The following is a 22812-nucleotide window of genomic DNA, read 5'->3' as shown; positions in this document are numbered from 1 at the left end:
CTCAAAGCCCGTCCCGGATCGATTGTGTGATCTCGATCAGCGTGGCGTAATCGTTGCTTTCGCCCTGACGGATGCGCTCGATTTCCTTCAGCACGAAAATACCGACGGAAATGATCGCGGCCTTCAGTTCCTTCGGCAGCACATTTTCCTCGGACCCCAGATCATCGATGATCGTGGTCCAGAGCTTTGTCGTGAAATAGGTCGCGTCGATTGCCTCACGCGAGCCGCTGCCATTTGCCTTCGCCGCCTCGAGCATTGCGATGGAACGGTCGAACAATGCCCGTTCCCGTTCCTTGGCGCTCGCCATATCGTCATTCATGACATCTTCGTAGCGCATCTGATACATGGTTTCTCCGTCTATCAGTTCGGACGGGCTCGCATCATGCTGCGTCCGTCCTCATTTCATCTCAACTATCTGAGATAGTTGAGCAGGCTCATATTCTGCAGCTGAACCGTCAGCGAATAGGACGTTTCGATCTGTGTCTTCAGAGCGTTGACGCGTGTCGCCGCTTCATAAGGATCGACTTCTTCGAGATTGAGAACGGACTGGTTCAGGATCTTTTGCTGCGCCACAATGCGCGTGGTTGCAGCTTCGGTGCGCGACTGGGCGAGACCAAGCGTCGTCTGTTGCGACGTCGTTTCGGTGATTGCAGTCGTCGTGGTCTGCATCGCCTTTTCAGTCAGGGCATTGAAAGCGGAATTGTTGAGGCCGATGGTTGCAAATTCAGCCACCATAACCGCCGACATGATGGTCTTGCGGAAACCGTCGGCATTGGCCGAGATCGATGTATCCGCCGTTTCTGTCGGCGAAATACGGCTCTTGATCACCGTGTCCGATGCATCCGACCAGTTTGCGGCCCAGTTGGCATCGTTGAACTCGTCGGCGAAATCACCCTCCAGAAAGGCCTTCATTTCATCGCCGGTAATGTTCGCCACCTGCGGATCGTCGATGGCAAAGCCGAAATGCGTCTGAAACGCCTGTCGCACTGCTGTTTGCGCAGCGCTGCCTTCGGTATAGTCGGCAACCGGCTTCACATCGGTGTTCACACCGGCGAAGATATATTCGCCGTTATAGCTGGTGTTGAGCAGACCGGTGACAGAGTTGAGAATGGACTTTGCCGACTTTGCAATCGTGGCAGCGCTTTCAACGGTATTGTTGGCGCCAGTCAGATCACCCAGAAAATTCTGCGTGTTCTCGATGATCGTCCCGGCAGCGGTCTGCGTCGCATTCATGCGCTGCTGCACCAGCTTGTTCATGTCTGTCAGCACGGTCAGACGGTCATATTCCTTGCGCAACGATACGGTCTGGCCAGACTTGGAGCCAAGCGACAGGCCGACATCGAACACGGTTCCCGTGGTCGCTTCCTGCTGCGCCTTCAACATCTCGGCCTTGTTCTTCGCCACAAGGGCTCGCAGGGCTGACGTTGCGCCATAGGTGGAAATCGATTGCGCTTTCATTGGCCTCACACCGCGTTGAGAAGATCGTCGAGCATCGCGCTGATCGTGGTCAGCACCCGGCTCGATGCCTGATAGGAATGTTCAAGATCGAGAAGCAGCGCCATTTCGGTATCCATATCGACACCGTTGGCGTTGGAGAGGGCTGTGTCTGCCTGACCGGCAACCGTCGCATTATAGGAGAATTCGCTGTTGGCCTTCTGGCGCTTGCCTTCAAGCCAGCTGATCGACGATGAGCTGTAGTCCGTCAGGCTGGAGTTTGTCGCCAGACCCGCCACCGAATTAAAGGTCATCGGCTCCGAGAATGCTTCGTTGAGCGCACGCAGGCGATCACTGAAACCTGCCCCACCTTCAGTATTGTATTTGTAGTCAGGCCCGTTGGCCCCACCGTCGCGCAGAAGAAGTGAGCTGCCGCCTTCAGACGTAACGAAAGCCGAAGACACCTTGATGGTGCCTGCAATACCTGCCGAAAGGCCTGCACCAGGAACATCCGGCGATCCGCCCCAGCTGAACAGGCCCGTCTTGTCCGCGCCAACACCGGTCTGGTCGCTTTCAGCGAACATCGTCACCAGATTGCGTGCAATTTCGTCAAGCTGCATCTGGTATTGCGGGGCGATCTGGTCACGCAACTGCAGCAATCCGCTCAGGCGGCCCGTTCCATAAGGCTGGTCGAACGTCTCGTGGTTGAGCGGAACGCCATCCACCAGCACTGCCTTGCCGGCAATACCCGGCGCCAGCACAGTCGATTGCTCGAAGCTCACCTTGCGCGCCGTGGTCTCGAAGAGTGTCACGCCGTTTTCGGCAAAAATGACCATGTCATTATCGCCGCGCATCATGGTGGTGATGCCGATCTCGCCGGAAAGCTGCTTCAGGATCGAGTCGCGCTGATCCATGTAGTCGGAGACATCGCGATTGGCGCGCGTACCGCCGACGATCTCCTGATTGATCTTTTCGAACTTGGCGAGAAGATCATTGATGTTGGCGACGGAATCCGCGATTTCACGGTCCGCATCATTGCGCAGCGACTGAACCTGCTTGGTTCCGGCATTGAGCGCATTGGCAAGCGATTGCGCCGTGGAAACAACACTGTCGCCAAGCGCGCTGTTGGACGGAGAAGCGGCAAAGGTCTGGAGTGCATCGCGCAAATCGCCGATCAGCGCCGATGGCGAACCGGAATAATTATCTGCCGAATAAAGCGACGAAAGGCGGTCAAGCCCGCCTGCGAGAATGGAAGAGGAAGAAGCCGTACTGTTGGACTGGATGAACTTGTTGAACAAGGCTTCATCCGCCGACCGGCTGATGCCCACGTAAAGAGAACCGTAGGGCCCCGATACGAGAGAAGCCGTGCGCCGGGAATAATCCGGATCGTTGGCGCCCGCAATATTGCGAGAGACAACGGAGGTCTGCTTGGACGTTGCCGCAAGCGAACTTTTGGCCGTCAGAAGAGCAGAACTAAGCGACATCTTACCCCATCCTACAAGTGCATCCCCGAAAAGCGCGAAGCGGTCTCGCGTCCGGAAATGCGGCTAAAACAAACACTTGGAAAGCCCCTGATAATTCCGCTTATATCGGAACTGCCCCAGCGTGCGTGGACCGTGCCTGTTGCCTGAACGGTCCGGATTCTCAATGCGCTAGTGGTCTGATTCCGACATTTGCGTCCCTCTGATACAGGCGCCGAGCAAATGTCGGAATCGCAAAGACCACTAGTTCCGGGGAAGGCTTCTTTGCCATCCCCGGAATCGTCTCGATTTATCTCTTCAGATTGACCAGCACGTCCATCAGTTCGGAGCCGGTCTGGAAGACTTTCGAATTGGCTGTGTAGCTGCGCTGCGCCTCGATCATGTCGGTCAGCTCCTGCGCGATATCGGCGTTGGATTCCTCCAATGTGCCCGACATGATCTTGCCCAGACCTTTACTCTGGGGATAGCCGAGATTGACCTCGCCCGATTCCGCGCTCGGCAGGAACACGTTGCCGCTCACAACCGTCATGCGATCAGGGCTTGCCACATTGGCCAGCGGAATGCGCGCCAGAACCTTCTGCGTGCCGTTTTCGTAGATGGCGACGACCGAACCGTCATTGGCCACATCCACGCCCTTGACCGCAGATGGTGCCTGACCGTTAATCTGCGCCTGCGAAATGGTGTAGTCACCCGCGCGCTGCGTCGATGCTCCCAGATTAAGGTTGAGGTTCTGGCCGCCATAAGGCCCAAGATCGACCGCAATGCCACCTGCAGACGTCATGTCGCCGGTGGTCGGATCGAATGTCAGCGCTGTCGGGCCGCCAACCACCACATTGTCAGCAGCATTCTTGACCGTGACGCTCCATTCATCCGCGCCGGTCTTGGTGAAATAGACGTCGAGCGTGATCTTCTCGCCCTTATCATTATAGGAGATCAGCGACGTCTTGTGATTGAACTCGCCAGCTGCCGGGACCTGATCGGTAGACGGCAAATTAACGGTGAAGTTGCCCGACGTGCTGGCCTCGGCAGGAAGTGCGGCGCTGTTGACATTGATGATGTTCAAACCGGGAACCGTCAGGGCGCCAGCCGGGTCGTTCGGGCCCGCGCCCAACAGATAATAGCCGGCTGAGTTGACCAGATTGCCGTTCTTGTCGGGAACGAAGGAGCCAGCACGGGTCAGGAAGGTCGAGCCGTCCGCTCCCTGCACCACAAAATAGCCGTTGCCGTCGATGGCAAGGTCTGTCGTGGACGATGTGGAGCGGATGCCGCCCTGGTCGGAAATGCCGTAACGAACATCAGTCAGAACGCTGCCGGAATTATACTGTCCGCCAGTGCTGGGCAGAACGAGCGACGAAAACTGGGTTTCCGCACGCTTGTAACCGACGGTGCTCGCATTCGCGATGTTGTCAGCGACCGCCGACAGGCGGTTCGCCTGCGCGTTCATTCCCGAAACACCGGTCCGCATCATACCGTAGAGGCTCATTGGCAGCTCCTGATTAGTTGTAGCAACCAGCTCAAAGTCCGAAACCATCGGGCTGGAATTCGTAAAACCGAGCGACTGAATCGGCACACCGACCCAATCATCCGCAGTAAAGCTAATGGACCACGCTTGCGTGAAACTGTAGCCTCGGGATTTTCTACGCTTTTACTGAGGAGACAGGCGCGATTTCAGAAATCCGGAAATGTGCTCGAAATCGCGATACTGGGATTATGAAGATGCAGCAATATCACTCGATATTGATGCAGTAGCCGAGGAAGCGCTTGGAATCGATCGGATCGAAACCCATCTGCTCACGCAGCTTTTTCCGCAACTTACTGATATGGCTTTCAACGACGTTCTCTTCGACTTCACTGTCGAAGATGCCGTAGATCGCGCTGAAAATCTGCGCCTTGTTGAGGCGGCGACCGCGATTGGCGATCAAATATTCCAGGATGCGGCGCTCGCGACGCGGCAGTGGAAAATCGATGCCATTGATCTGCGGATCACGACCATCGGAGAAAACACGGATCGGACCGAGCTCCGTGCCGCTGTCATTGGAAGCAGCTGATGCACCTGCACGGCGGCGGATCGCATTGATGCGCGCAAGGATTTCACGCACATGCACCGGTTTGCGAACAACATCGTCAACCCCGGATTGAAACAGCTCAAGTGTATGTTCAAGCGAGGGGCGATCGTTGACGGCGATGACGGGCGCCTTGCAGCGTTCACGAATCCGGGCTGGAAGGCGATGCTGATCTGCACATTCGCCGATCAGAAAAGCTTCGACAGCCATAATATCCTGTTGTGGAACGCTCTCGACCCATTCGTCGAAATCGGTAGGGGTAAAACCTGTTGTCGTGATGCCTTCGCGACCGAACCAGGAAGAGTATCCTTCAGTCACTATGTCTCTGTCGTCTACGACAACAATCATCGGCCCGCCTTCCGAATCAATATGTTAGCCCAAGCACGATAGGAATAACTGGCAGGAGGAATCAGCAACAATGGCAATTAATTGCCCGCAATATATTGGGAGGTAATTTAGTATATTCTAATTTAATGGGAATCGCACTGATTGCAATGCGCCTACCTCTTTAGCCGTAAGAACCTTAACCAGATGTTAACGGCTCACGAACTTTTACGATTCTTTACAAGGGCTTAAAAATCCACGTGCTAATTTAGCGCCCACCGGGCTCGGCAATCATAGGTTGAATATAGGCAAGCCGGATGTATCTGACGTTCTGTTACAACCTGTAAAATTCCAAGGGATCCCTGTTCAGCCGAAGCAGAAGCTTCGCGCCTGTGGCGTCCAGTTTCCGAAGCCGGTGGCGACCATATTCGTCATCACGCGACAGACATAACGCTTCTGGGCGGGGTCGTTGTTCGGGCCTGCGTGATAGCGCGCAACCGCCATCGTCCAGTTGCCCTCGCGCTGTCGAAGCTGCCGCAGAAAACGCGCCGCATAATCAACATTGAGGCTCGGCATCAGCATCGCGGCGACCGACGGAAATTCCTTGCCGTGATAATAATAGTTGATCTGCATGCAACCGAGGTCGACCAGCTTCGCACCTTCGGCCCGCACTTCCTCGAAGCGTCTTACCGCCGCCATTTGCGATGGCATAAATTCGGCACGGCCTTCAATATTCATCGCATAAGGTTGCAGCGAGTTCTTGCGACCGGTTTCCGTGAGGCCGACCGCGTAGAGTATGCCAAGCGGCACATCGTAGCGGGCGGATGCCCGGTGCATTTCACGCTCGCAGATATTTTCGGCGCGGGCCGGGCTGCTATCAGACAACCAGGCCGCGGCCATCATTGCGAGAAATGCCGCTCCCGCTGTCCTGAGCGGTTTGCATGTCCGAACGCTCGCGTCCTGCCTGACCGGATTCGCCATTCTGCCTGCCCTCGCCGCCCATAAAACCCGCCTGTGCCTCAGCGCCGTTTCGCCCGTCGAAGCCCTGCTGCATGTTGAAAGCTTGCTGCTGGCCCGGTTGCTGGCCACTCGCCTGTTGCTGGCTCGCATTCTGCGATGCCTGTGCCTGCTGGACGGCACCTGCCGCGTTGCGGTCAGCGACTGTCACCGAAATTTTCGCATCGTCTGCAATGCCCGCCGCTTTCAGTGCTTTCTCAATCATCGAGCGGTCAGCGGCGAGCGCTTCCGCCGCATGGGTCTTTTCAGCGACGAGATGCACCTCGATACCTTCCGACGCCACACGGATACGCGCCGTCACCGCTCCAAGCTCAACCGGATCGAGCCTGATCTGCAAGGTCTTGACCGTTCCGAAGCTGCGCTCGGAAACCACCTGAATGTCGGCTATCCGGGCTGCTGCCTGCGATGGCGTGGTGGCTGCCTTGATGTCTGCAGGCGCGTTACCCTTTGCGGGTGGCTGCTGCTGGATATCGGTTCTGTCAGGCATTTGACCCGACTGCTGCTGTGCCGACCCCTTATCAGTTTTCAGAAGACTGGCGAGATCGTCCGAAGTGTTTTCGGCCTGATTGTCGCCAGTAGCCTTCAGTGCGTCCTGATTGATTGCCTGATCCGGTTTGGTGCTGGCCGTCGGGATTGCTGCAGCCTTCGAAGGCACTGTTTCAGGCGTACGCTTCTTCAGATCGGCCTGCAGCTCGCGCCCCTGCCCCTCGACCTGTTTCGGATCGATGTCTTTAATTAAGGCAGAAAGCGGATCGGGGGCATTTGTGTCGTTTTTTGCAGTATTCGGCGTGGAAAAACTGTGATTTGCCCCTTTCAATTCAGGCGAAGAAGCGTCCAAAGAAAGGAGATTTTGTGGCAGGGCAAACAGAGCGACCGGCTTTGAACCTTCCTCATCCTTCGCCTCTGTCTCGTCCGAACCCGCATTGGCTTCGCTGTCGCTCTTCTTTTCGACCTTGCCCTGAGGCTTTTCGAGAAGCGAACTGAACAATTTTACCGGGTCAGCATTATCCTGTGCCTCGCCCTCGGCTTTTGCCTGGGAAGGACCCGAATTTCGGGCGAGCGAAGCAAGTCGGCTGGTGGAATTCAGCAAAATATCAATGCTCATTGAACGGTCTTTCCTAGCAAGGCATCGATCTCGGCGAGCTTGCGCCGCGCATCTTCCATCGTTTTCTGCAAATCGTCTTCCGGCTGGTTCTTGACCGGCTTCATGCTAACCGCCGCCGGGGTCGGCTCAGGTTTTACGGCCTCATGCTCCTGCGAATCCGCCACTGCCATTGGCGGCACATCCCGTTCGGTGAGAGCGGGTTTTGCAGGCGGCAAAGCATCTGGAGTGCGTGTAACCACCGTGCCGACCGCTTCAGCGGCCTTCAACAATTTCCGGTCACGCTCCTGCAATTTGTCGGGTGAAATCTGCGACAGTTCACGCAGCGCACTGCCCGCCGAATCCGAAGCCACATCGCTTGCCGCCGCATAAAGATTGGCGCGGGTAGGGTCGGCCTTCAGCCTGTCAGCAAGTTTCTTCGCCTCTGCCGACATGAAACGCGCCCGTTCCGTCTGGCCATCAACGAGCGCACCGCGCGCGATTTGCAGATAAAGCGAATATTGCATCACCGGATCAGCAGAGCCGATCAGTTTTGCCAGCTCCGCATTGCCGATACGGTCGTTGAGTTTCACCGCAGCATCAACAAATTGCGCCATGAAATCGCGCATATAGGGCGAACGCGGAAAGCGCTGGAGATAGTTGCGCGACAGGAGCCTGATCTTGTCGGCATCGCCGAGCTTGGCCGCAATCGGCATCGAACGGCGGATTGCCGCTTCCTCAAACAAGGTGCCCGGCGCATCGAGCCGCACCTGATCAAGCCGCATCAAGGCCGTCGCTGGGTCGAAGGCGGTCATCTGGCTCGCGGTGACAAGCACGATGGATGCCTGCAGTTCCGCCGGAACATCAGGCGAAAGCGGCACCGAGAAAAGCTTCACGACTTCGATCGTCTGGCCGGAAGCATAGGCCAATGCGCCCTTGACCAGCTCCGGCGGCACGGCATCGGTCTTGAGGTCGGCAAGAACCTTGCGCACCGCTTCCGGATTGCCGCCGTTGAAGAGATAGATGATCGCCGCGTAGACATTTTCCGGATTGCTCCAGACGTCATTCGACGCTCGGCCCATATCCGCGCTGACAAAGCCCAGAAGCTTGTTCAGCATCACCACTGCTTCCGGTTTTCCGGCGACGACCTGATCCTGCAGCATGCGCAGCGAACGCACGAGCTTGTAAGGCTCCAGCACCGGCAGCGCGCGGGTCTCAGCCGGTGCCTGCGTTTGCGCAAAGACTGGATAGGCCGCTCCCATCAGGGAGAAGCCTGCAACACATGCCAGCAAAGAGCGCATGGCGAGCTGCATCATGGAGCGGATTTCAGGAAAATATCGATGCGGCGGTTTTCAGCCGCATTCGGATCGCTGGCGTTCTTGGGCTGACGGTCAGCATAGCCTTCAACGCGCAGCACACGCTTTTCATCGAGCCCGCCGCGAACCAGCATGTAATAAGCCATCTGCGCCCGCGCCGAAGACAGACGCCAGTTATCATAGGTCGCGCTCTTGAACGGGCGCGCATCCGTATGCCCACTGATGATGACTTCACCCGGCTGGCGGGAAATCACCTGCGCTATACGCTCCAGCATCTGCACCACCCGCGCATCCGGCTTGGCCGAGCCGATGGTGAACATGCCATAATCGATCTTGTCGGTGAGCTGGATCATCACACCGCCATCGACCGGAACGACCGTCACATCCGGCATTGGCTCGGCCTTCTTCGCCTCAACCCCGTCTTTCGCGGCTTCGCCCTCAGCTGCCTTCTTCAGGTCGGCAATGAGCTGCTCCTGCGTTTCTGCAGGCTTTGCAGCTTCCTCCGGCTTCGGCTGTGCTGTTTCCGACTTGGGTGGTGCGGCAGGCGCAGCATCGGGCGGGGTCAGGTCATCGACAGCCTTGCTCGACCAGTAATCCGGGCTGAACGGATCGCGATAGGCTTCACCGCCTTCGGCACCCGTTGCCGGACCGGATTGCGAGGTACCGCCATCGCCCTTGGCCGACTGGTTCTGCAGAACACCGGTTTCATGAGCCAGTTCCGAGAGGACCGCATAGGGTTCGCGGAAAAGCTGGCGCTCTTCCTGGTCGCTTGGCGGCGCAACCGTCGTATCGTTGATGACCTTCGTGCTGTTTTCGATCTTCTGGTCGCTCTCATAGCGAACCTTGCCGTCTTTTTCCTCGACGTCCTGCACGCCCTTGGAGCTTGAATGCCGGTCCATCAGCTTGACGGGGTTGAAATAGCTGGCAACCGCTGCCTTGGTTTCCTCATTGGCGGCATTGATGAGCCACATGACGAGGAAGAAGGCCATCATTGCAGTCATGAAGTCGGCATAGGCGATCTTCCATACGCCACCATGATGGCTGTCATGATCGTCGTGCCCGCCCCGGCGAACAATGATGATCTCACGTTTGGTTTCGGGATCGATGCTCATTGAACCGCAGCCTTCAATTCTTCAAGAAGCGGCGCGATGCGCGTTTCAAGCTTCCGGTCGCCAAAGGAAAAGGAAAGTTCTTCCGCCCCGGTTTCTGAAAACCGGCAACCATGCGGCAACAGGGCCGCATGATCGCGAAGCGGCGCAATCAGTCGCGCCGGACCGGAGATTTCCGGTGCTTCGCCATCGAGCGCCAGCGCCGCAATGCGCCGCGCAAATTCCGCGACCGCCTCACGCTCCATCTTTTCCGCCAGCAAAGGCATCAGGATTTCGGCGATCTGACCGGAAAAGTTTCGTTCAAGCGCGGTCAGCGCTTCGGTCAGACTACCCGCCAAGAGCAAGGCCTGCTCACGCGAAAATGCAGCGCGCAATGTCTCGATCTCGGCCTCATGCTCGCGCAAAAGCCGCGTCTTTTCAGCTTCGTAAAGCGCCTGGGCTTCCCGGTGGCCGTCCTCACGCCCTGCTTCGAATGCCAGGCGCTTTTCTTCCTCGATGGCGATGATGGCGGCGACTTCGGCCTGCTCGGCAGCGGCGGCTTTCTCAGCCGAAACGGGACGCTTCGCTCCATCGCCGCCTGCCTGCGGCGGGGGTGTGTCTTTCAGCGGCATCTGCGGCGCAGGCGCAGCAATGATCTCGATCGCCTCATCCTCGATATGATGGGTCGAAAAGTCGGGAAGATAACGGCTGAGGGAAAGCGCGCTCATCGTCAGGCCGCCTCAAGCTCCGGCATGGCCGAAGCCTTTACGGCCGATTCCCTCAATGGTTGGGCTTCGCGGCTGGCGGCGGTTTCGTGAATCCACTGCTTGAGAATGGAGGCGACGCGCTCCTCATCCATGTCGATCATCTGCTCCAGACGTAGCTTGGCAGGCATGCGCATGCGCTGGCGAAGATCGCTGAGGCTGGTCTTCATCTGATCGGCATAGGCCTCCGGCCCACCGATGACAGCCTGCACGCCTTCACCAGCCGCCTGACCGCCGACGAAATTCGGCATTGCCACTTCACTCGTCTCGCGGACTGCCACTTCCGTGCCGGTTGGCTTGGCATTCTGGTCACGCAGCAGCGGACGCAGACCGAACCAGATCAGGAGACCAACGGCGGCAAGGATTGCAAGCGCATTGACATAGGAGCCGCTCTGGCGAAGCACAGTATCAGTCCACGGCGTGGAGACCGGCTCCATATCGGCACCGGCAGGGTCGAGGAAGTTTACCGCCGTCACATTGATGACATCACCGCGATCCGCATTGAGACCGGCAGCCGTTGCAACGAGGTCGCGGATCTTGGTGATCTGCTGATCGACGAAATTGGCAGGCGGCGGCGTGGTACCCGCAGTTTCCAGAAGGCGCGCCTGATCGATGACCACGGCAATGGACAGCCGCTTGACGGCATAGCCGTCGCTGACGGTGGAGACTGTCTTGCTGTTCATTTCGTAATTGGTCAGCTCCTCGCGGCGGTCGGTCTTTTCCGTCGAGCTTTCGCCGTTGCGGTTCTGGATTTCTTCCTGCGGAATGTTCTGTTCCACACCGGTTGCATTGTCGTTACGATTGTTGCGGGAATCGCCGCTTTCACGGACAACACGTACGGAACGCTCGACGCGGGATTCAGGATCGTAAGTCGTCTCGTTGATCTGGCGGCGGTCCGTATCGAGTACGGCCTGAACGCTTGTCTGGAAATGGCCGATGCCAAGATAAGGCGCCAGCGCCTTGCGGATGCTGTCATCCACATTGCCTGCAACCTGCTGTTCCAGCGAGGCGGTCATGAGGGCTGCGCCATTGGCAGCTTCGCCAGCCGATGCCAGCAGACGCCCGTTGGTGTCGAGAACAGTGACGGCGGAAGCATCGAGCGACGGGACGGCGGCAGCGACCAGCTGGCGGATGGACTGTGCGGATTCGGCAGCAAAGCCGCCTTCGGCGCGGATGACGACCGAGGCGGACGGCTTCTGGTCGCCACGACGGAACGAGCCTTTTTCTGCCATGACTATGTGAACGCGCGCGGCTTTCACACCACGAATGGCCTGGATGGTGCGGGCGATTTCGCCTTCAAGCGCACGCACGCGGGTGATTTCCTGCATAAACGAGGTGAGGCCGAGCGAACCCATATTGTCGAACAGCTCGTAACCGGCATTGTTCGAGGTCGGCAGGCCCTTTTCAGCCAGATACATGCGGGCATTTTCAGCCTTGCCGATGGGCACGAGGATGGACGAGCCGTCAGCCTTCACGTCGAAAGGAATGCCTGCTTCACCGAGCGCAAGACCCATGCGGTTCACGTCGTCACGCGAAAGGCCGACATAGAGCGTCTCGTAGGATGGGCGGCTCAGATAGATGCTCGTATAGAGGATCGCGCCCATGAGTGCCGCGCCCACCAGTCCGAGCGCGATGAGTTTTCGCGCGCCGAGCTTGCCGAGCGTACCCTTGAGCTGTTCGATCAATTGCTGGAAATTCTGCTGCATCCACACCACCGCCATAATGATGGATGCAAACTAGCCCGCGAAGCTTGCGCGAAAGTGGCGGCTGATGAAGCAAGCGCTTTCTAATGCATGTCTCCCAAAAGTGGGAACCGCCTTCGCGGGGGACTCAGTCCACTGGACTGATTTCTGGTCCCGCTACGATGGGATAAAGACATGCATAAAAACAAAAGTTTAAAGCGGGTCGTAAGAGTACGATAAAACGCGACACGCTTTAATACAGAAATGAGCGCAAAGAATTGGGGCGCGGAATAAATCCCGCGCCCCGTTTTCCGCCCAAAGACATCCGATCCGATCAGGTCGGTTCGGATGCGAACCCCTGATTTACCTGAGAACTCGCGAGCGCCGGCAACCCGGCGCCCTTGCTGTCTACTCAGTTATGATTAGCCGCGGAACAGCGACAGGATCGACTGGTTCGACGAGTTGGCAATCGACAGAGCCTGAACGCCGAGCTGCTGCTGAACCTGCAGAGCCGACAGACGTGCCGATTCCTTGTTCATGTCAGCGTCAACGAGCGTGCCAACGCCCTTTTCGATGGAGTCCTGAAGACCCGACAGGAAGCTCTTCTGGCTGTCGATCTGCGACTTGGCTGCACCGAGGGTCGCTGCGCCGGTAGCCAGCGAAGCAAGAGCGGTTTCAACCGTGTTCAGAGCCGTGCCGATAGCAGCGTCGTCCGAGCCGGAAGTGAAGAAACCCGTACCCACGATCGTAGCGACCATGGTCTTCGCATCGGTGTCGGCAGCGGCAACGGTGATCTTGTCAACCGTGACGGTAGCACCAGAACGATTGTACGAAGCAACAACGTCGAGATCGGCGGTCGGGCCGTTCAGCAGGTTGGAACCAGCGTAATTGGCATTGCTGAGAGCAGAGTTGATGTTGGAAACGATCGACTTGATTTCAGTTTCGATCTTGGTCTTGTCTTCCGTGCTCGCACCCAGAGCCGAAACAAGCTTGGTCTTGATGTCGTCAACCGATTCACGGATCTTGTTGATCGCGGAATAAGCGGTATCGACCTTGCCTGCGCCGAGGCCGAGAGCGTCCTGAACAGCCGAGTTGGCCTTGTTGTCGGACTTCATCGACGTCGCGATGGACCAGTACGAAGCATTGTCCGAAGCTTCCGAAATGCGGAGGCCGGTCGAGATACGGTTCTGGGTCGATTCCAGTGCCTTGTTGGTCGAGGAAAGCGTCTGGAGAGCGGTCAGAGCCGACGAATTTGTAAGAATGCTAGCCATAGTTTTTTGCCCCTTGGGAAAAACAATCTGAGGGACAGGCCGGGTTTTGGATTACCGGCATGGTGGAGCGGCATCATGCCTGTTGCCGCGTAACGCGCGGAAACCCACCATGAGCCGACAGTTAGAACCCAAACATTAAATAAAGGCTAATTTATTCAGTCGAAATTTAACGGATTCGCGGATTCCGATGCAGAAACTTGACTGGCACGGTTCGAAGCGTACCAAAATGGGTCAGGAGAAGGAGCGTATGAGGCTTCCGACCAGAATATTCCAGCCATCGATCAGCACGAAGAACAGAATCTTGAACGGCAGCGAGATCACCGTCGGCGGCAGCATCATCATACCCATCGACATGGTGAGCGTCGCCACGACGAGGTCGATCACCAGAAATGGCAGCACGATCAGGAAGCCGATTTCAAAACCGCGCCGCAGTTCCGAGATCATGAAGGCTGGAACCAGCACGCGGAAATCAACGATGCCATCATCGCCGGTGCGGAAAGACGGATCGGCGAGATCTTCAAAGAGCCGCAGATCCTTGTCGCGCACCTGCCCCATCATGAATTCACGGAAAGGCTGCGATATTTCACCGAATGCAGCTTCCTGTGTGATTTCATTGCGCATCAGGGGCTGCACGCCATTGTTCCAGGCCCGGTCGAAGGCGGGCGCCATGACATAGAAGGTCATGAACAGGGCAAGCGAGATCATCACCATGCTGGCAGGCGCGGTCTGGAGACCAAGCCCCGAACGCAAAAGCGAAAAAGCGATGGCAAAACGCGTGAAGCTCGTCACCATGATGAGCAGGCCAGGCGCAATGGAAAGCACCGTCAGCAGTCCGAACAACTGCACGATCTGGCCGCTCGCAGCACCACTGCCCGCAGGCAGCAGATTGTCGAGCGTCAGCGGCTGCTGCGCCTGCGCGGAAACGGTGAGAGCGAGCGTCAGGAGAACGCCAAGACCAAGAAGTTTTTTCATTCTACGACCAGTGCCGAAATGAAAACGCGTTCGACAGCGCCTTCCGAACGCAGGCGCGCGCGTTCTTCCAAATCGGAGCGCAAATAGGCAAGCCCGGCCGCGCCCTGCAATTGCATGAGGTTGACGCTGCGCAGGAAGCTCAGGAAATCATCGCCGACGCTTGCCGCCACCGCCGCCGGAATTTCATGGCCCGGTTTTGCCACCAGCGAGGCTTCGAGACGCACCCAGGTGTTCTGCGGAATGCCGAGATTGGTGATGATCGGCTGCAGGGGCACGACGGTGCCGATGGAACGCGATTCGAAGTCGCCCTGCTTCGGCTTGTCTTCCTTGCCGGAAGGTTTGGCCGATGCCAGCTGATCGGCGGAAATCATGCCGCCCAGATACCAGCCGCCACCGCCCGCGATGACGGTCAGAACCGCGACGGCCGCCAGCAGCCCCGTCAGGGAGCCTTTCGCCTTACCGTCTTTTTCCGTTGCCGTCGTGTCACTCATGCTCAGCGCCCTAGAACGGAGAAACCTGATCGAGAATCTGCTGGCCGTAAGGCGGCTGCTGAATCTCGCTCAGACGTCCGCGGCCACCATAGGAAATGCGGGCCTCGGCAATCTTGTCATAGGAAATCGTGTTATTGCCGGAAATATCGCGCGGACGCACGACACCGGCGACATTCAGCACGCGCAGCTCATTGTTAACGCGCACTTCCTGCGACCCGCGGATGATCATGTTTCCATTGGGCAGCGTATCGGTGACGATGGCCGCAACCTGCAGGCGGATATCTTCACTGCGCTCGATGGTGCCCTTACCCTTCGACTTGCTGTCGGAATGGGTGTTGAGAGAAGCATCCATGTCGCCGCCGGCACCGGCACCCGTGCTGCTGCTCGTGGCAAACGAACCACCGGCACCGTAAATGCCCTTCGATACACGCTCGCGATCCGTCTTGTTATCGAGATTGGCGCGGTCGTTGATTGAAATGATGACGGTCAGGACATCACCCGGCGTCGCCGCACGCGGATCCTTGAAGAAATTGGTCGAACGCTGGTCCCAGAGCGAATAGGTCGCCTTGCTCGGACGCGCCGGATAGCCGTTGAACTGCGGATTGTTCTGCATACCAAGATGGGCCGCAACCGGGGACAGATCGGGTGCCCGACCGATTTCCTCCGGCTTGGTGGCACAACCGGCCAGAAGAACCAGTACTGCTGCTGCAAGGGTTGCTTTGTTCATGCTGTTTTTCATTGAACCGTATTCCCGGACTGCGCCGCAGCGCGCTGATCCCTGCCCGACTGATCCTTCACAGCCTGCGGTGCAGTCGTCGTGCGCTGCGAACCGACGATGACGCGGGCCAGCTTGGCCGCCTTTTCCGGCGGCATTTCATTGAGGATGATACTGGATACGCGCGGGTTGAGCTTGAGGATCAGGGCTGCCGCCGCTTCGTCGCCAATCAGCGCCATCTGCGCCGCCGCTGCATCGGGCTTCATTTTCGAGATGATGTCGACCAGCGAATCCTGCGCCTTGCTGACAAACTCGTCGCGGCGCTTCAGCCACATTTCATATTCCCGGCGCTTTTCCTCAAGCGCACGCATCCGTTCCTCGACATCGGCCTTCAGCTCGGTCAATTGCTTGGCCTGCAGCGCATAGCGGGCGTCCGCCGCCTGATCGTCGATATTGCCGCAGAACTTGCGGATTTCATCGAGGTTGCCAAGCGGCGGCGAAGAAGCAAGCTGCTGTGCCGCCGATGCCTCTACCGGTACTGGAGCGGGCGTCGCCGCCTGCTGCGCCAATGCCGGAGCAGAGGCAGCCAGAAGCAGCGCTACTGCCGAACCATACCGGATCATTTTATGAGCCATGGTCATTGCACCACCAGTTCCGCATGAAGCGCGCCGGATGTCTTGATAGCTTGCAATATTGCGATGATGCCGGTCGGCTTCACGCCGATCTGGTTCAGGCCCTTCACCAGATTTTCAAGATTTGCGCCGGTCAGAATGCCAATCTTGGCGTTCTGCTGGTTGACGGCGATATCAGTGTTCGGTTCGACAGCCGTTACACCATCGCTGAACGGCTCTGGCTGAACGACCATCGGGGTTTCTGTTACACGAACCGTCAAGCTGCCATGGCTGATCGCTACTTTGGAGATACGCACCTTCTCGCCGATGACGACAGTTCCAGTCCGTTCGTCAACCACCACACGCGCCACTTCGTCAGTCGTGATCGGCAGGCCTTCAAGTTCCGCAAGAAAGCGCGCGGCAGGCACGTTCTTCGGACGCGACAGGCGGATCGTCTTGGCATCACGCGCAATAGCGACACCGCGACCGTAACGGCGCTTGGCGAAGACATTGATCGTGTCGGCAGCGCGCACGGCAGTGGTGAAATCAGGATCGCGCAGCTCGACGATCATTTCGGTTTCCTTGCCGAAATTACCCGCCACTTCGCGTTCGACCAGCGCGCCATTGGGGATGCGACCGGAAGTCGGCACACCCTGCGTCACGCTTGCGGCTTCACCTTCCGCCGCAAAGCCGGACACGATCATGTTGCCCTGTGCAACGGCATAAATCTGATTGTCGGCACCCATGAGCTGGGTCATGACCAGTGTGCCGCCCTGCAGCGACGTCGCATCGCCGAGCGACGATACCGTCACATCGATGCGCGAACCGGCCCCGGCAAAGGCGGGCAGGTTCGCTGTCACGATGACCGCAGCCGTGTTTTTCGAGCGGGTGGAGTTGCGCGGCGCGCTGATGCCGAGATTATCCAGCATGGCGCGCATGGACTGTTCGGTGAACGGCGAATTGCGCAGGCTGTCCCCGGTGCCCTTGAGGCCGATGACAAGACCATAGCCCACAAGCTGGTTTTCACGCACGCCCTGAATGGTGGCGATATCCTTCAGGCGCGCAACCGCGCTTCCCCGGCCAAGTTCGGCATAGGCCATTTTCGACGGATCGCCACCCGAGCCAAGCCAATCGGCATCGGCATCCACTGCGGAACCAAATTCCCGCGCATTCTTCGACGACTCGTCCGCAAATCCTGCAACAGGCTGGAAAACGAGCGCCAGGACGGCGAACAAAGTAGCAATCTGGGCGGCGCAAGTCTTTCTCACTGCATCCCCACCTGAATGCGCCCATTGGCCAGCACAGTGCCGGACACGATGATGCCGCTGTCGACGTTACGAACCTTGATGAAATCGCCAGCCGCACCGGATTCGAGCGGTGTGCCCATGGCGGTTATGGTCAGCGTACCGGCGGTAAAGACCAGCGGTGCCGGAACACCGCGTGTAACCAGAGACGGCTCCCCCAATGCGGAAACGAGGATCGGCTTGCCGGGGAGCAGCGTCTTGCGCGCCACCTTGCCTGCCGCCTGATCCGGGGACAGCACATATTGGGTCGCCGCCGGCGCGTTGATGAAGAACTGCTTCTCCAGCAATGCCGTATCGCTTACGATCTGGCCGGGATAGACGGTGGCCGAAGGCACCACAAAGGCGATGCGGTCTGCCGCACTTGCGCCAGCCATTGCGGCAAGCAGGAAGCCACCGGCAAGAACCAGCCTTTTCTTTTGAAAGATCGCCTTCACACAGCCCATCGCCATCACCGTCAGCGCAAGTTCTTCGATACGGTTGCCGCCATTTCGTCGGCAGCCTGAATAACCTTGGAGTTCATTTCATAGGCACGCTGCGCCGTGATGAGATCGGTGATTTCCTTCACCGGATCGACATTCGACGCTTCGAGATAGCCCTGCTTGATCGAGCCGTAGCCCGGATCGCCTGGCACGCCGACCAGCGGACCGCCGGATGCTTCCGTCTCGCGATAGAGATTGCCGCCGAGCGGCTCCAGACCCGCTTCATTGGTGAAGTTGGCGAGGGTCAGCTGGCCGAGATCGACCTGATTGACCTGATCCTGCAGCTTGGCGAAAACCTGTCCCGTATCGGTGATCGTCACTTCAACGGCGTCTGGCGGAATGGTGATCGCCGGTTCGACAGGATTGCCATCGAGCGTCACAAGCTGGCCATCGGCATTCTTGTTGAACGCGCCAGCGCGCGCATAAAGCGTCTCGCCGGTCGGGCTCTGAATCTGAAACCAGCCCTTGCCGGTCAAAGCCAGATCGAATGGATTGCCGGTCTGGTTGAAACTGCCCTGCATATGGAGATTGCGCACCGCTGCCGTCTGCACGCCAAGGCCAACCAGAGCGCCTTCCGGCACGATGGACTGGTTAGCCTGATTGGGCACGCCTGCCGTGCGCTCGGACTGATAAAGAAGATCGGAAAATTCCGCACGCGCGCGCTTGAAGCCCGTTGTGTTGATATTGGCGATGTTGTTGGCAATCACTTCCAGATTGAGCTGCTGGGCGTTCATGCCGGTGGCGGCGATCGTCAGGGCTTTCATGGCTTATTTATCCTTGGCTACCGCAAATCAGATGGGCATACGGCTGATTTCGAGATAGGCCTGCACGATCTTGTCGCGGATCGCGATGGCCGTCTGAAGCGACTGTTCGGCTTCCATGACGGAGCTGACCACATCACGCACCGGCGCATCGCCCTTGATGCCCTGAATGGACGTTGCTTCAGCCGTCTGCAGCTTCTGGCCGACGGAATCCGTCATCTGCGACAGGACTTCGCCGAACGAGGCACCCGGAGCTGCCGGAACAGCCTGCGGCGCGGAAGTGGAACCCACGCCCTTTTCGGCTACGGTTTCCGAGAGGCGCGACAGGGCATTGCGCGCCGAAATGCTCATGATCGAGTCGTACATTATGTGCTCCTCAAGAGATCGATGGTCATGGAGATCAGCTCACGGGCTTGTTTCACGACCTGCAAATTGGCTTCATAGGAACGATTGGCTTCGCGCATGTCCGCCATTTCGACGACCATGTTGACATTGGGGTAACGGACATAGCCGCGCTCATCCGCTGCGGGATGGCTCGGCTCGTATTGCTCGATAAAGGGCGATGTGTCCTTGCCGACTTCGGCAATGCGAACTTCGGCGGCTCCTGTGCCCTGTTCCAGCTCGGTACGGAAGGACACCGTCTTGCGGCGATAGGGATCGGCGTCGGCAGTCTCGGCGGTGGACTGCGCATTGGCGATGTTTTCGGAAACGACGCGCAGACGCGTCGATTGGGCCGAAAGGCCCGACGCTGCGATCTTCAATGTGCTTTGCAAGGCATCGGAAGACATAACTACCCCTTCGCGACCGAAAGCATCATGCGATGGAACGCTTTGACGATGCTTGTGTTGAGCGAATATTCGCGGGCGATCTCACCGGCCTTCATCATTTCCTGTTCGACATCGACCGTATTGCCGGAGTGGGTCTGCTCGGTGATGTCGTCCGGCCGCAGGCGCGCACCGGCGATCCCGTCGGCCCCGGATTCCAGATGCAGAGGGCTGGTGGCAGCCATGGTAAGCTGAGTCTTGTCCAGCACATCCGCGAAAGGCTGCACGTCCCGCGCCCGGAAATCCGGCGTGTTCGCATTAGCGACATTGCCCGCAACAGTGGCTTGTCTCACCGACAACCACTGCGCCTGCCTTGCAGCCAGATCGAAAAGATGAATGGAGCTCATGGAGTTTCCCGCCTTTACAGTTGATTAACTTAAAGGCCGGAACTTGCGTCAAGCTTGCGGGAGGATAGGGCAGGAGGGCCTTATTGCCTTCCCCCTCACCTCCGCATCTCAATCACATCGCCCGACGATGTTGTGAGCTGCCAGGTGCCTGCACCGCGACCGATTGAAACGAGGTGACTGCCATCGGGCAGCAACGAGCCTTTTTCGACGAACCAGTAGCCTGACGTATCCTCGATCATCGCCATGCCGCCAACGACTTCGCGCAGTGCAAAAACCGGCTTCGGGAACGCCTGCCCATCCCCGCTTCCATCGCCGCCATTGCCCATGCCGGTGCCCGGAAGCCCCTTGCCGTTCGACATGACCGAGCCTGTCATCGTGTTGTCCACATCGGCATTCGGCGCAACCTGCTCGGATGGTCGGAAGGACGGAAAACGACGCACCGTTTTCTGTTCCGAACGGTCTAGCGGATCGATGATCTTGCGCTCGGCCTTCTCGGGCGAACCCAGATCGACGCGCTGAAGATAGGTGACGAAAGGCAGCATCGCACTTCCGGCGGCGAGCGTGATGGCCGCGATCTTGAGGTAGCGATCCACCTTGCTCTGCGGCTTCTTCATGCCTTCCTGTCGTGCAGCGGCCTCGACCTCCGCCGTCAGATCTGCAAGGAGTTTCTCTTCCTTTGTCTTGCGAAAGCCCGTCATCATGCGTGTTGCGCCTGTCTGTCGCCGCGCAGTGCTGCGGCAAGGTCGTTATAGGGATCGTCCGATAGGCCGGTTTCCGGCGATTGCTGCAAGGCGTCGTAAATGCGCGGCACAAGATCGACCGCCTGGTCCAGAAGGCCGTCATGGCCTTTCTGGTACGCCCCGATGGCACGCAGGTCACGCGTTTCCTCAAAACGGGCAACCATGCCCCGCAATTGGCTGACCAGCTTGCGTTGTTCCGGTGTCCAATTGTGCTTTGCAAGGCGCGAAACCGAGCCCGGAATATCGACCGCCGGAAAGCGTCCCTGCGCTGCAATCGCCCGGTCAAGCACGATGTGGCCGTCCAGCGTGCCGCGGATCGTGTCGGAAACCGGATCATTGTGATCGTCGCCGTCGACCAGTACCGAATAGATGCCGGTGATGCTGCCGCCCGCTTCCGTGATACCGGGCCCTGCGCGCTCCAGAAGACGTGGCAATTGGCTGAAGACGCTTGGCGGATAGCCACGCGAAACCGGCGGTTCCTCAGCGGCAATCGCCACTTCACGCGCTGCATGGGCAAAGCGCGTGACGGAGTCGACGATCAGCAAGACATTCTGGCCGAGATCGCGAAAATATTCGGCGATGGCCGTCGCCGTATTGGGCGCGAGGCGACGCATCATCGGGCTTTCATCGCCCGTTGCAACCACGGTTATCGTTTTGTCCAGGTGACCTGCCATGGTCTCTTCCAGCATCTCGCGCACTTCGCGTCCGCGCTCGCCGGTCAAAGCCAGCACCACCGTGTCGAAATCCGCCGCACGCGTCATCATCGCAAGCAGCGTCGACTTGCCGACACCAGAGCCTGCAAAGATGCCGATACGCTGGCCGAAGCAAAGCGGCGTGAAAATGTCGATGACATTGACGCCTGTACGCAAGCCGCGATCCACCCGCCCGCGGCGCAAGGCAGCCGGTGCAAGGCTCTCTGATGCCATTGGCCGGGTGCCGGGCTGCAACGCACCCTTCCCGTCAACCGCCTCGCCCAGCGCATTGATGACACGTCCACGCCATTCGGGTGCCGGGCGGATGCGCATCGGCCCTTCCTCGAAAACCGCAGCGCCAAGCGAGGGAATGATGCGGTCATCGAAGGGCTTCACCAGCACCTGCGTGTCAGCCACCCGGATGATTTCGGCAAGGCTCTGGCCGCCTTGCGCGTGGATCGCCACCGCATCGCCCAAATGCGCATCACGCGAAAGCCCGCGCACGGCAATCGCCGAGCGCGACACGTCGCTCACCGTTCCGCCGATACCGGTGAGCGGTTTTGGCGCCACCGATTGCTGACGGGCAAAAGCGGCCAGACGGGAGAGCGGCAGATCAGGCGTCATCCGTTTCTGGAACCCAGGGTCTTAATGGCTTCAGAGACAGTACTTTCCTGCTGCGACAGCAGATTGTTGACCTGCTCAAACGCACGGCTGACGCTGATGAGGCGCGTCATCTCCGTCATGGCATCAACATTCGATCCTTCGATCATGCCCTGCACGACGCCCACACTGTTGTCGTCGGCCACCGGCTGGGCAGGCTTGTTCGGGATCACGCCGGATGTGCCTGCATAGGTCAGGTCCGCATCCGCCGGAATGGTGTAAAGACCGATAGCACCGATCTGTGCTCCGTTCTGGTAGATTGCGCCGTCGCTTGAAATCTTCGGTGCGCCGCCGCCGGGATTGAGTACGATGGGGGCACCGCCGACATCGAGAACCGGATGGCCGGTGATGGAAACGAGATCGCCCGTCGGCAGCATGTTCATGCGCCCGTCACGCGTATAAATCTGCCCCTGCGGTGTCGAGATCGACATCCAGACATCGCCCTTGACTGCAACGTCCAGCGGATTGTCGGTCTTGATCATAGGGCCTGCTTCGGTACGGATGAAGCTCTTGCCCGCCGTAGCGAAACTCACATCGTCGCTGGCCTTGTTCGAAACGATGGTATCGAACTTGGTGCCCTCGCCCCGGAAACCGACCGTTGAGACATTGGCGACATTGTGGGCAATGGCATCCATCCGCCGTTCCAGCGTGATGAGCGACGAAAGCCCGACATAAATCGAATTATTCTGCATCGC

25 protein-coding genes are annotated in these 22812 nt (G+C 58.5%); all 25 read right to left on the bottom strand.

All coding sequences use genetic code 11. The annotated features are described in order from the left end of the window. Position 1: 1 nt before the first annotated feature. The 25 genes from flaF to flgF all read right to left on the bottom strand — a co-directional run bounded on the left by flaF (position 2) and on the right by flgF (position 22809). Positions 2-346 (bottom strand): flagellar biosynthesis regulator FlaF, encoded by a 345-nt coding sequence (gene flaF / locus FG152_RS16725; protein ID WP_010660748.1) that lies wholly within the window; start codon positions 344-346, stop codon positions 2-4. 65 nt (positions 347-411) lie between these two features. Beyond that, positions 412-1458, bottom strand: coding sequence for a flagellar hook-associated family protein (locus FG152_RS16720; protein WP_010660747.1), 1047 nt, complete (start codon positions 1456-1458; stop codon positions 412-414). A gap of 5 nt (positions 1459-1463) precedes the next feature. After that, on the bottom strand, positions 1464-2918 hold the full coding sequence (gene flgK / locus FG152_RS16715) for a flagellar hook-associated protein FlgK (RefSeq protein ID WP_010660746.1): 1455 nt from the start codon (positions 2916-2918) through the stop codon (positions 1464-1466). 286 nt (positions 2919-3204) lie between these two features. Further along, positions 3205-4398, bottom strand: a complete 1194-nt coding sequence (locus tag FG152_RS16710; protein WP_010660745.1) for a flagellar hook protein FlgE — start codon at positions 4396-4398, stop codon at positions 3205-3207. A gap of 244 nt (positions 4399-4642) precedes the next feature. Next, positions 4643-5326 carry a flagellar transcriptional regulator FtcR gene (gene ftcR, locus FG152_RS16705; RefSeq protein ID WP_010660744.1) on the bottom strand — a complete coding sequence of 228 codons (684 nt, stop codon included), beginning with the start codon at positions 5324-5326 and terminating at the stop codon, positions 4643-4645. Between the two features lie 342 nt (positions 5327-5668). Next, positions 5669-6205 (bottom strand): transglycosylase SLT domain-containing protein, encoded by a 537-nt coding sequence (locus tag FG152_RS16700; protein WP_010660743.1) that lies wholly within the window; start codon positions 6203-6205, stop codon positions 5669-5671. Next, complete coding sequence (fliK, locus tag FG152_RS16695) at positions 6180-7424, bottom strand: flagellar hook-length control protein FliK (protein WP_010660742.1); 1245 nt, start codon at positions 7422-7424, stop codon at positions 6180-6182. Before fliK ends, FG152_RS16700 begins: the two co-directional genes overlap by 26 nt. Beyond that, positions 7421-8662 carry a chemotaxis protein gene (locus tag FG152_RS16690; protein ID WP_376787382.1) on the bottom strand — a complete coding sequence of 414 codons (1242 nt, stop codon included), beginning with the start codon at positions 8660-8662 and terminating at the stop codon, positions 7421-7423. The genes fliK and FG152_RS16690 overlap by 4 nt, the downstream gene beginning before the upstream one ends. Before the next feature lie 50 nt (positions 8663-8712). Next, entirely contained in the window at positions 8713-9828 is a 1116-nt protein-coding gene (locus FG152_RS16685) for a flagellar motor protein MotB (protein ID WP_010660740.1), read from the bottom strand. Further along, on the bottom strand, positions 9825-10532 hold the full coding sequence (locus FG152_RS16680) for a hypothetical protein (RefSeq protein WP_010660739.1): 708 nt from the start codon (positions 10530-10532) through the stop codon (positions 9825-9827). Before FG152_RS16680 ends, FG152_RS16685 begins: the two co-directional genes overlap by 4 nt. A gap of 2 nt (positions 10533-10534) precedes the next feature. Then, complete coding sequence (gene fliF, locus FG152_RS16675; protein ID WP_010660738.1) at positions 10535-12289, bottom strand: flagellar basal-body MS-ring/collar protein FliF; 1755 nt, start codon at positions 12287-12289, stop codon at positions 10535-10537. A 383-nt stretch (positions 12290-12672) separates the two neighbouring features. Beyond that, complete coding sequence (locus FG152_RS16670; RefSeq protein ID WP_010660737.1) at positions 12673-13521, bottom strand: flagellin N-terminal helical domain-containing protein; 849 nt, start codon at positions 13519-13521, stop codon at positions 12673-12675. A 231-nt stretch (positions 13522-13752) separates the two neighbouring features. Beyond that, the gene (gene fliP, locus FG152_RS16665; protein ID WP_010660736.1) at positions 13753-14493 is read right to left on the bottom strand and encodes a flagellar type III secretion system pore protein FliP; all 741 of its coding nucleotides are present in this window, start codon (positions 14491-14493) and stop codon (positions 13753-13755) included. After that, positions 14490-14984, bottom strand: coding sequence for a flagellar basal body-associated FliL family protein (locus tag FG152_RS16660; protein ID WP_010660735.1), 495 nt, complete (start codon positions 14982-14984; stop codon positions 14490-14492). The genes fliP and FG152_RS16660 overlap by 4 nt, the downstream gene beginning before the upstream one ends. Before the next feature lie 10 nt (positions 14985-14994). Further along, on the bottom strand, positions 14995-15723 hold the full coding sequence (gene flgH / locus FG152_RS16655; RefSeq protein WP_029376182.1) for a flagellar basal body L-ring protein FlgH: 729 nt from the start codon (positions 15721-15723) through the stop codon (positions 14995-14997). Next, positions 15720-16340 carry a MotE family protein gene (locus tag FG152_RS16650; protein ID WP_010660733.1) on the bottom strand — a complete coding sequence of 207 codons (621 nt, stop codon included), beginning with the start codon at positions 16338-16340 and terminating at the stop codon, positions 15720-15722. The genes flgH and FG152_RS16650 overlap by 4 nt, the downstream gene beginning before the upstream one ends. Then, a complete protein-coding gene (locus FG152_RS16645) occupies positions 16337-17578 on the bottom strand; it encodes a flagellar basal body P-ring protein FlgI (protein ID WP_012093512.1) in 1242 nt (413 codons plus the stop codon). Before FG152_RS16645 ends, FG152_RS16650 begins: the two co-directional genes overlap by 4 nt. Next, on the bottom strand, positions 17575-18057 hold the full coding sequence (flgA, locus tag FG152_RS16640; protein WP_010660731.1) for a flagellar basal body P-ring formation chaperone FlgA: 483 nt from the start codon (positions 18055-18057) through the stop codon (positions 17575-17577). Before flgA ends, FG152_RS16645 begins: the two co-directional genes overlap by 4 nt. An 11-nt stretch (positions 18058-18068) precedes the next feature. Then, positions 18069-18857: a flagellar basal-body rod protein FlgG gene (gene flgG / locus FG152_RS16635; RefSeq protein WP_010660730.1), complete on the bottom strand. Its 789-nt coding sequence runs from the start codon at positions 18855-18857 to the stop codon at positions 18069-18071. 27 nt (positions 18858-18884) lie between these two features. Beyond that, positions 18885-19220: a flagellar hook-basal body complex protein FliE gene (fliE, locus tag FG152_RS16630; RefSeq protein WP_010660729.1), complete on the bottom strand. Its 336-nt coding sequence runs from the start codon at positions 19218-19220 to the stop codon at positions 18885-18887. Continuing rightward, positions 19220-19642: a flagellar basal body rod protein FlgC gene (flgC, locus tag FG152_RS16625; RefSeq protein ID WP_010660728.1), complete on the bottom strand. Its 423-nt coding sequence runs from the start codon at positions 19640-19642 to the stop codon at positions 19220-19222. The genes fliE and flgC overlap by 1 nt, the downstream gene beginning before the upstream one ends. Before the next feature lie 2 nt (positions 19643-19644). Continuing rightward, positions 19645-20025, bottom strand: coding sequence for a flagellar basal body rod protein FlgB (flgB, locus tag FG152_RS16620; protein WP_010660727.1), 381 nt, complete (start codon positions 20023-20025; stop codon positions 19645-19647). A 95-nt stretch (positions 20026-20120) separates the two neighbouring features. After that, positions 20121-20726: a hypothetical protein gene (locus FG152_RS16615; RefSeq protein WP_012093517.1), complete on the bottom strand. Its 606-nt coding sequence runs from the start codon at positions 20724-20726 to the stop codon at positions 20121-20123. After that, positions 20723-22081, bottom strand: coding sequence for a flagellar protein export ATPase FliI (gene fliI, locus FG152_RS16610; RefSeq protein WP_010660725.1), 1359 nt, complete (start codon positions 22079-22081; stop codon positions 20723-20725). The genes FG152_RS16615 and fliI overlap by 4 nt, the downstream gene beginning before the upstream one ends. Then, the gene (gene flgF / locus FG152_RS16605; RefSeq protein WP_010660724.1) at positions 22078-22809 is read right to left on the bottom strand and encodes a flagellar basal-body rod protein FlgF; all 732 of its coding nucleotides are present in this window, start codon (positions 22807-22809) and stop codon (positions 22078-22080) included. The genes fliI and flgF overlap by 4 nt, the downstream gene beginning before the upstream one ends. Positions 22810-22812: the final 3 nt, after the last annotated feature.

This window comes from Ochrobactrum sp. XJ1 (assembly GCF_024701725.1).
Classification (GTDB): Bacteria; Pseudomonadota; Alphaproteobacteria; order Rhizobiales; family Rhizobiaceae; genus Brucella; species Brucella anthropi.
The sequence above is the reverse complement of the archived record's forward strand: the minus strand, read 5'-3'. Positions and strand labels throughout refer to the sequence as shown.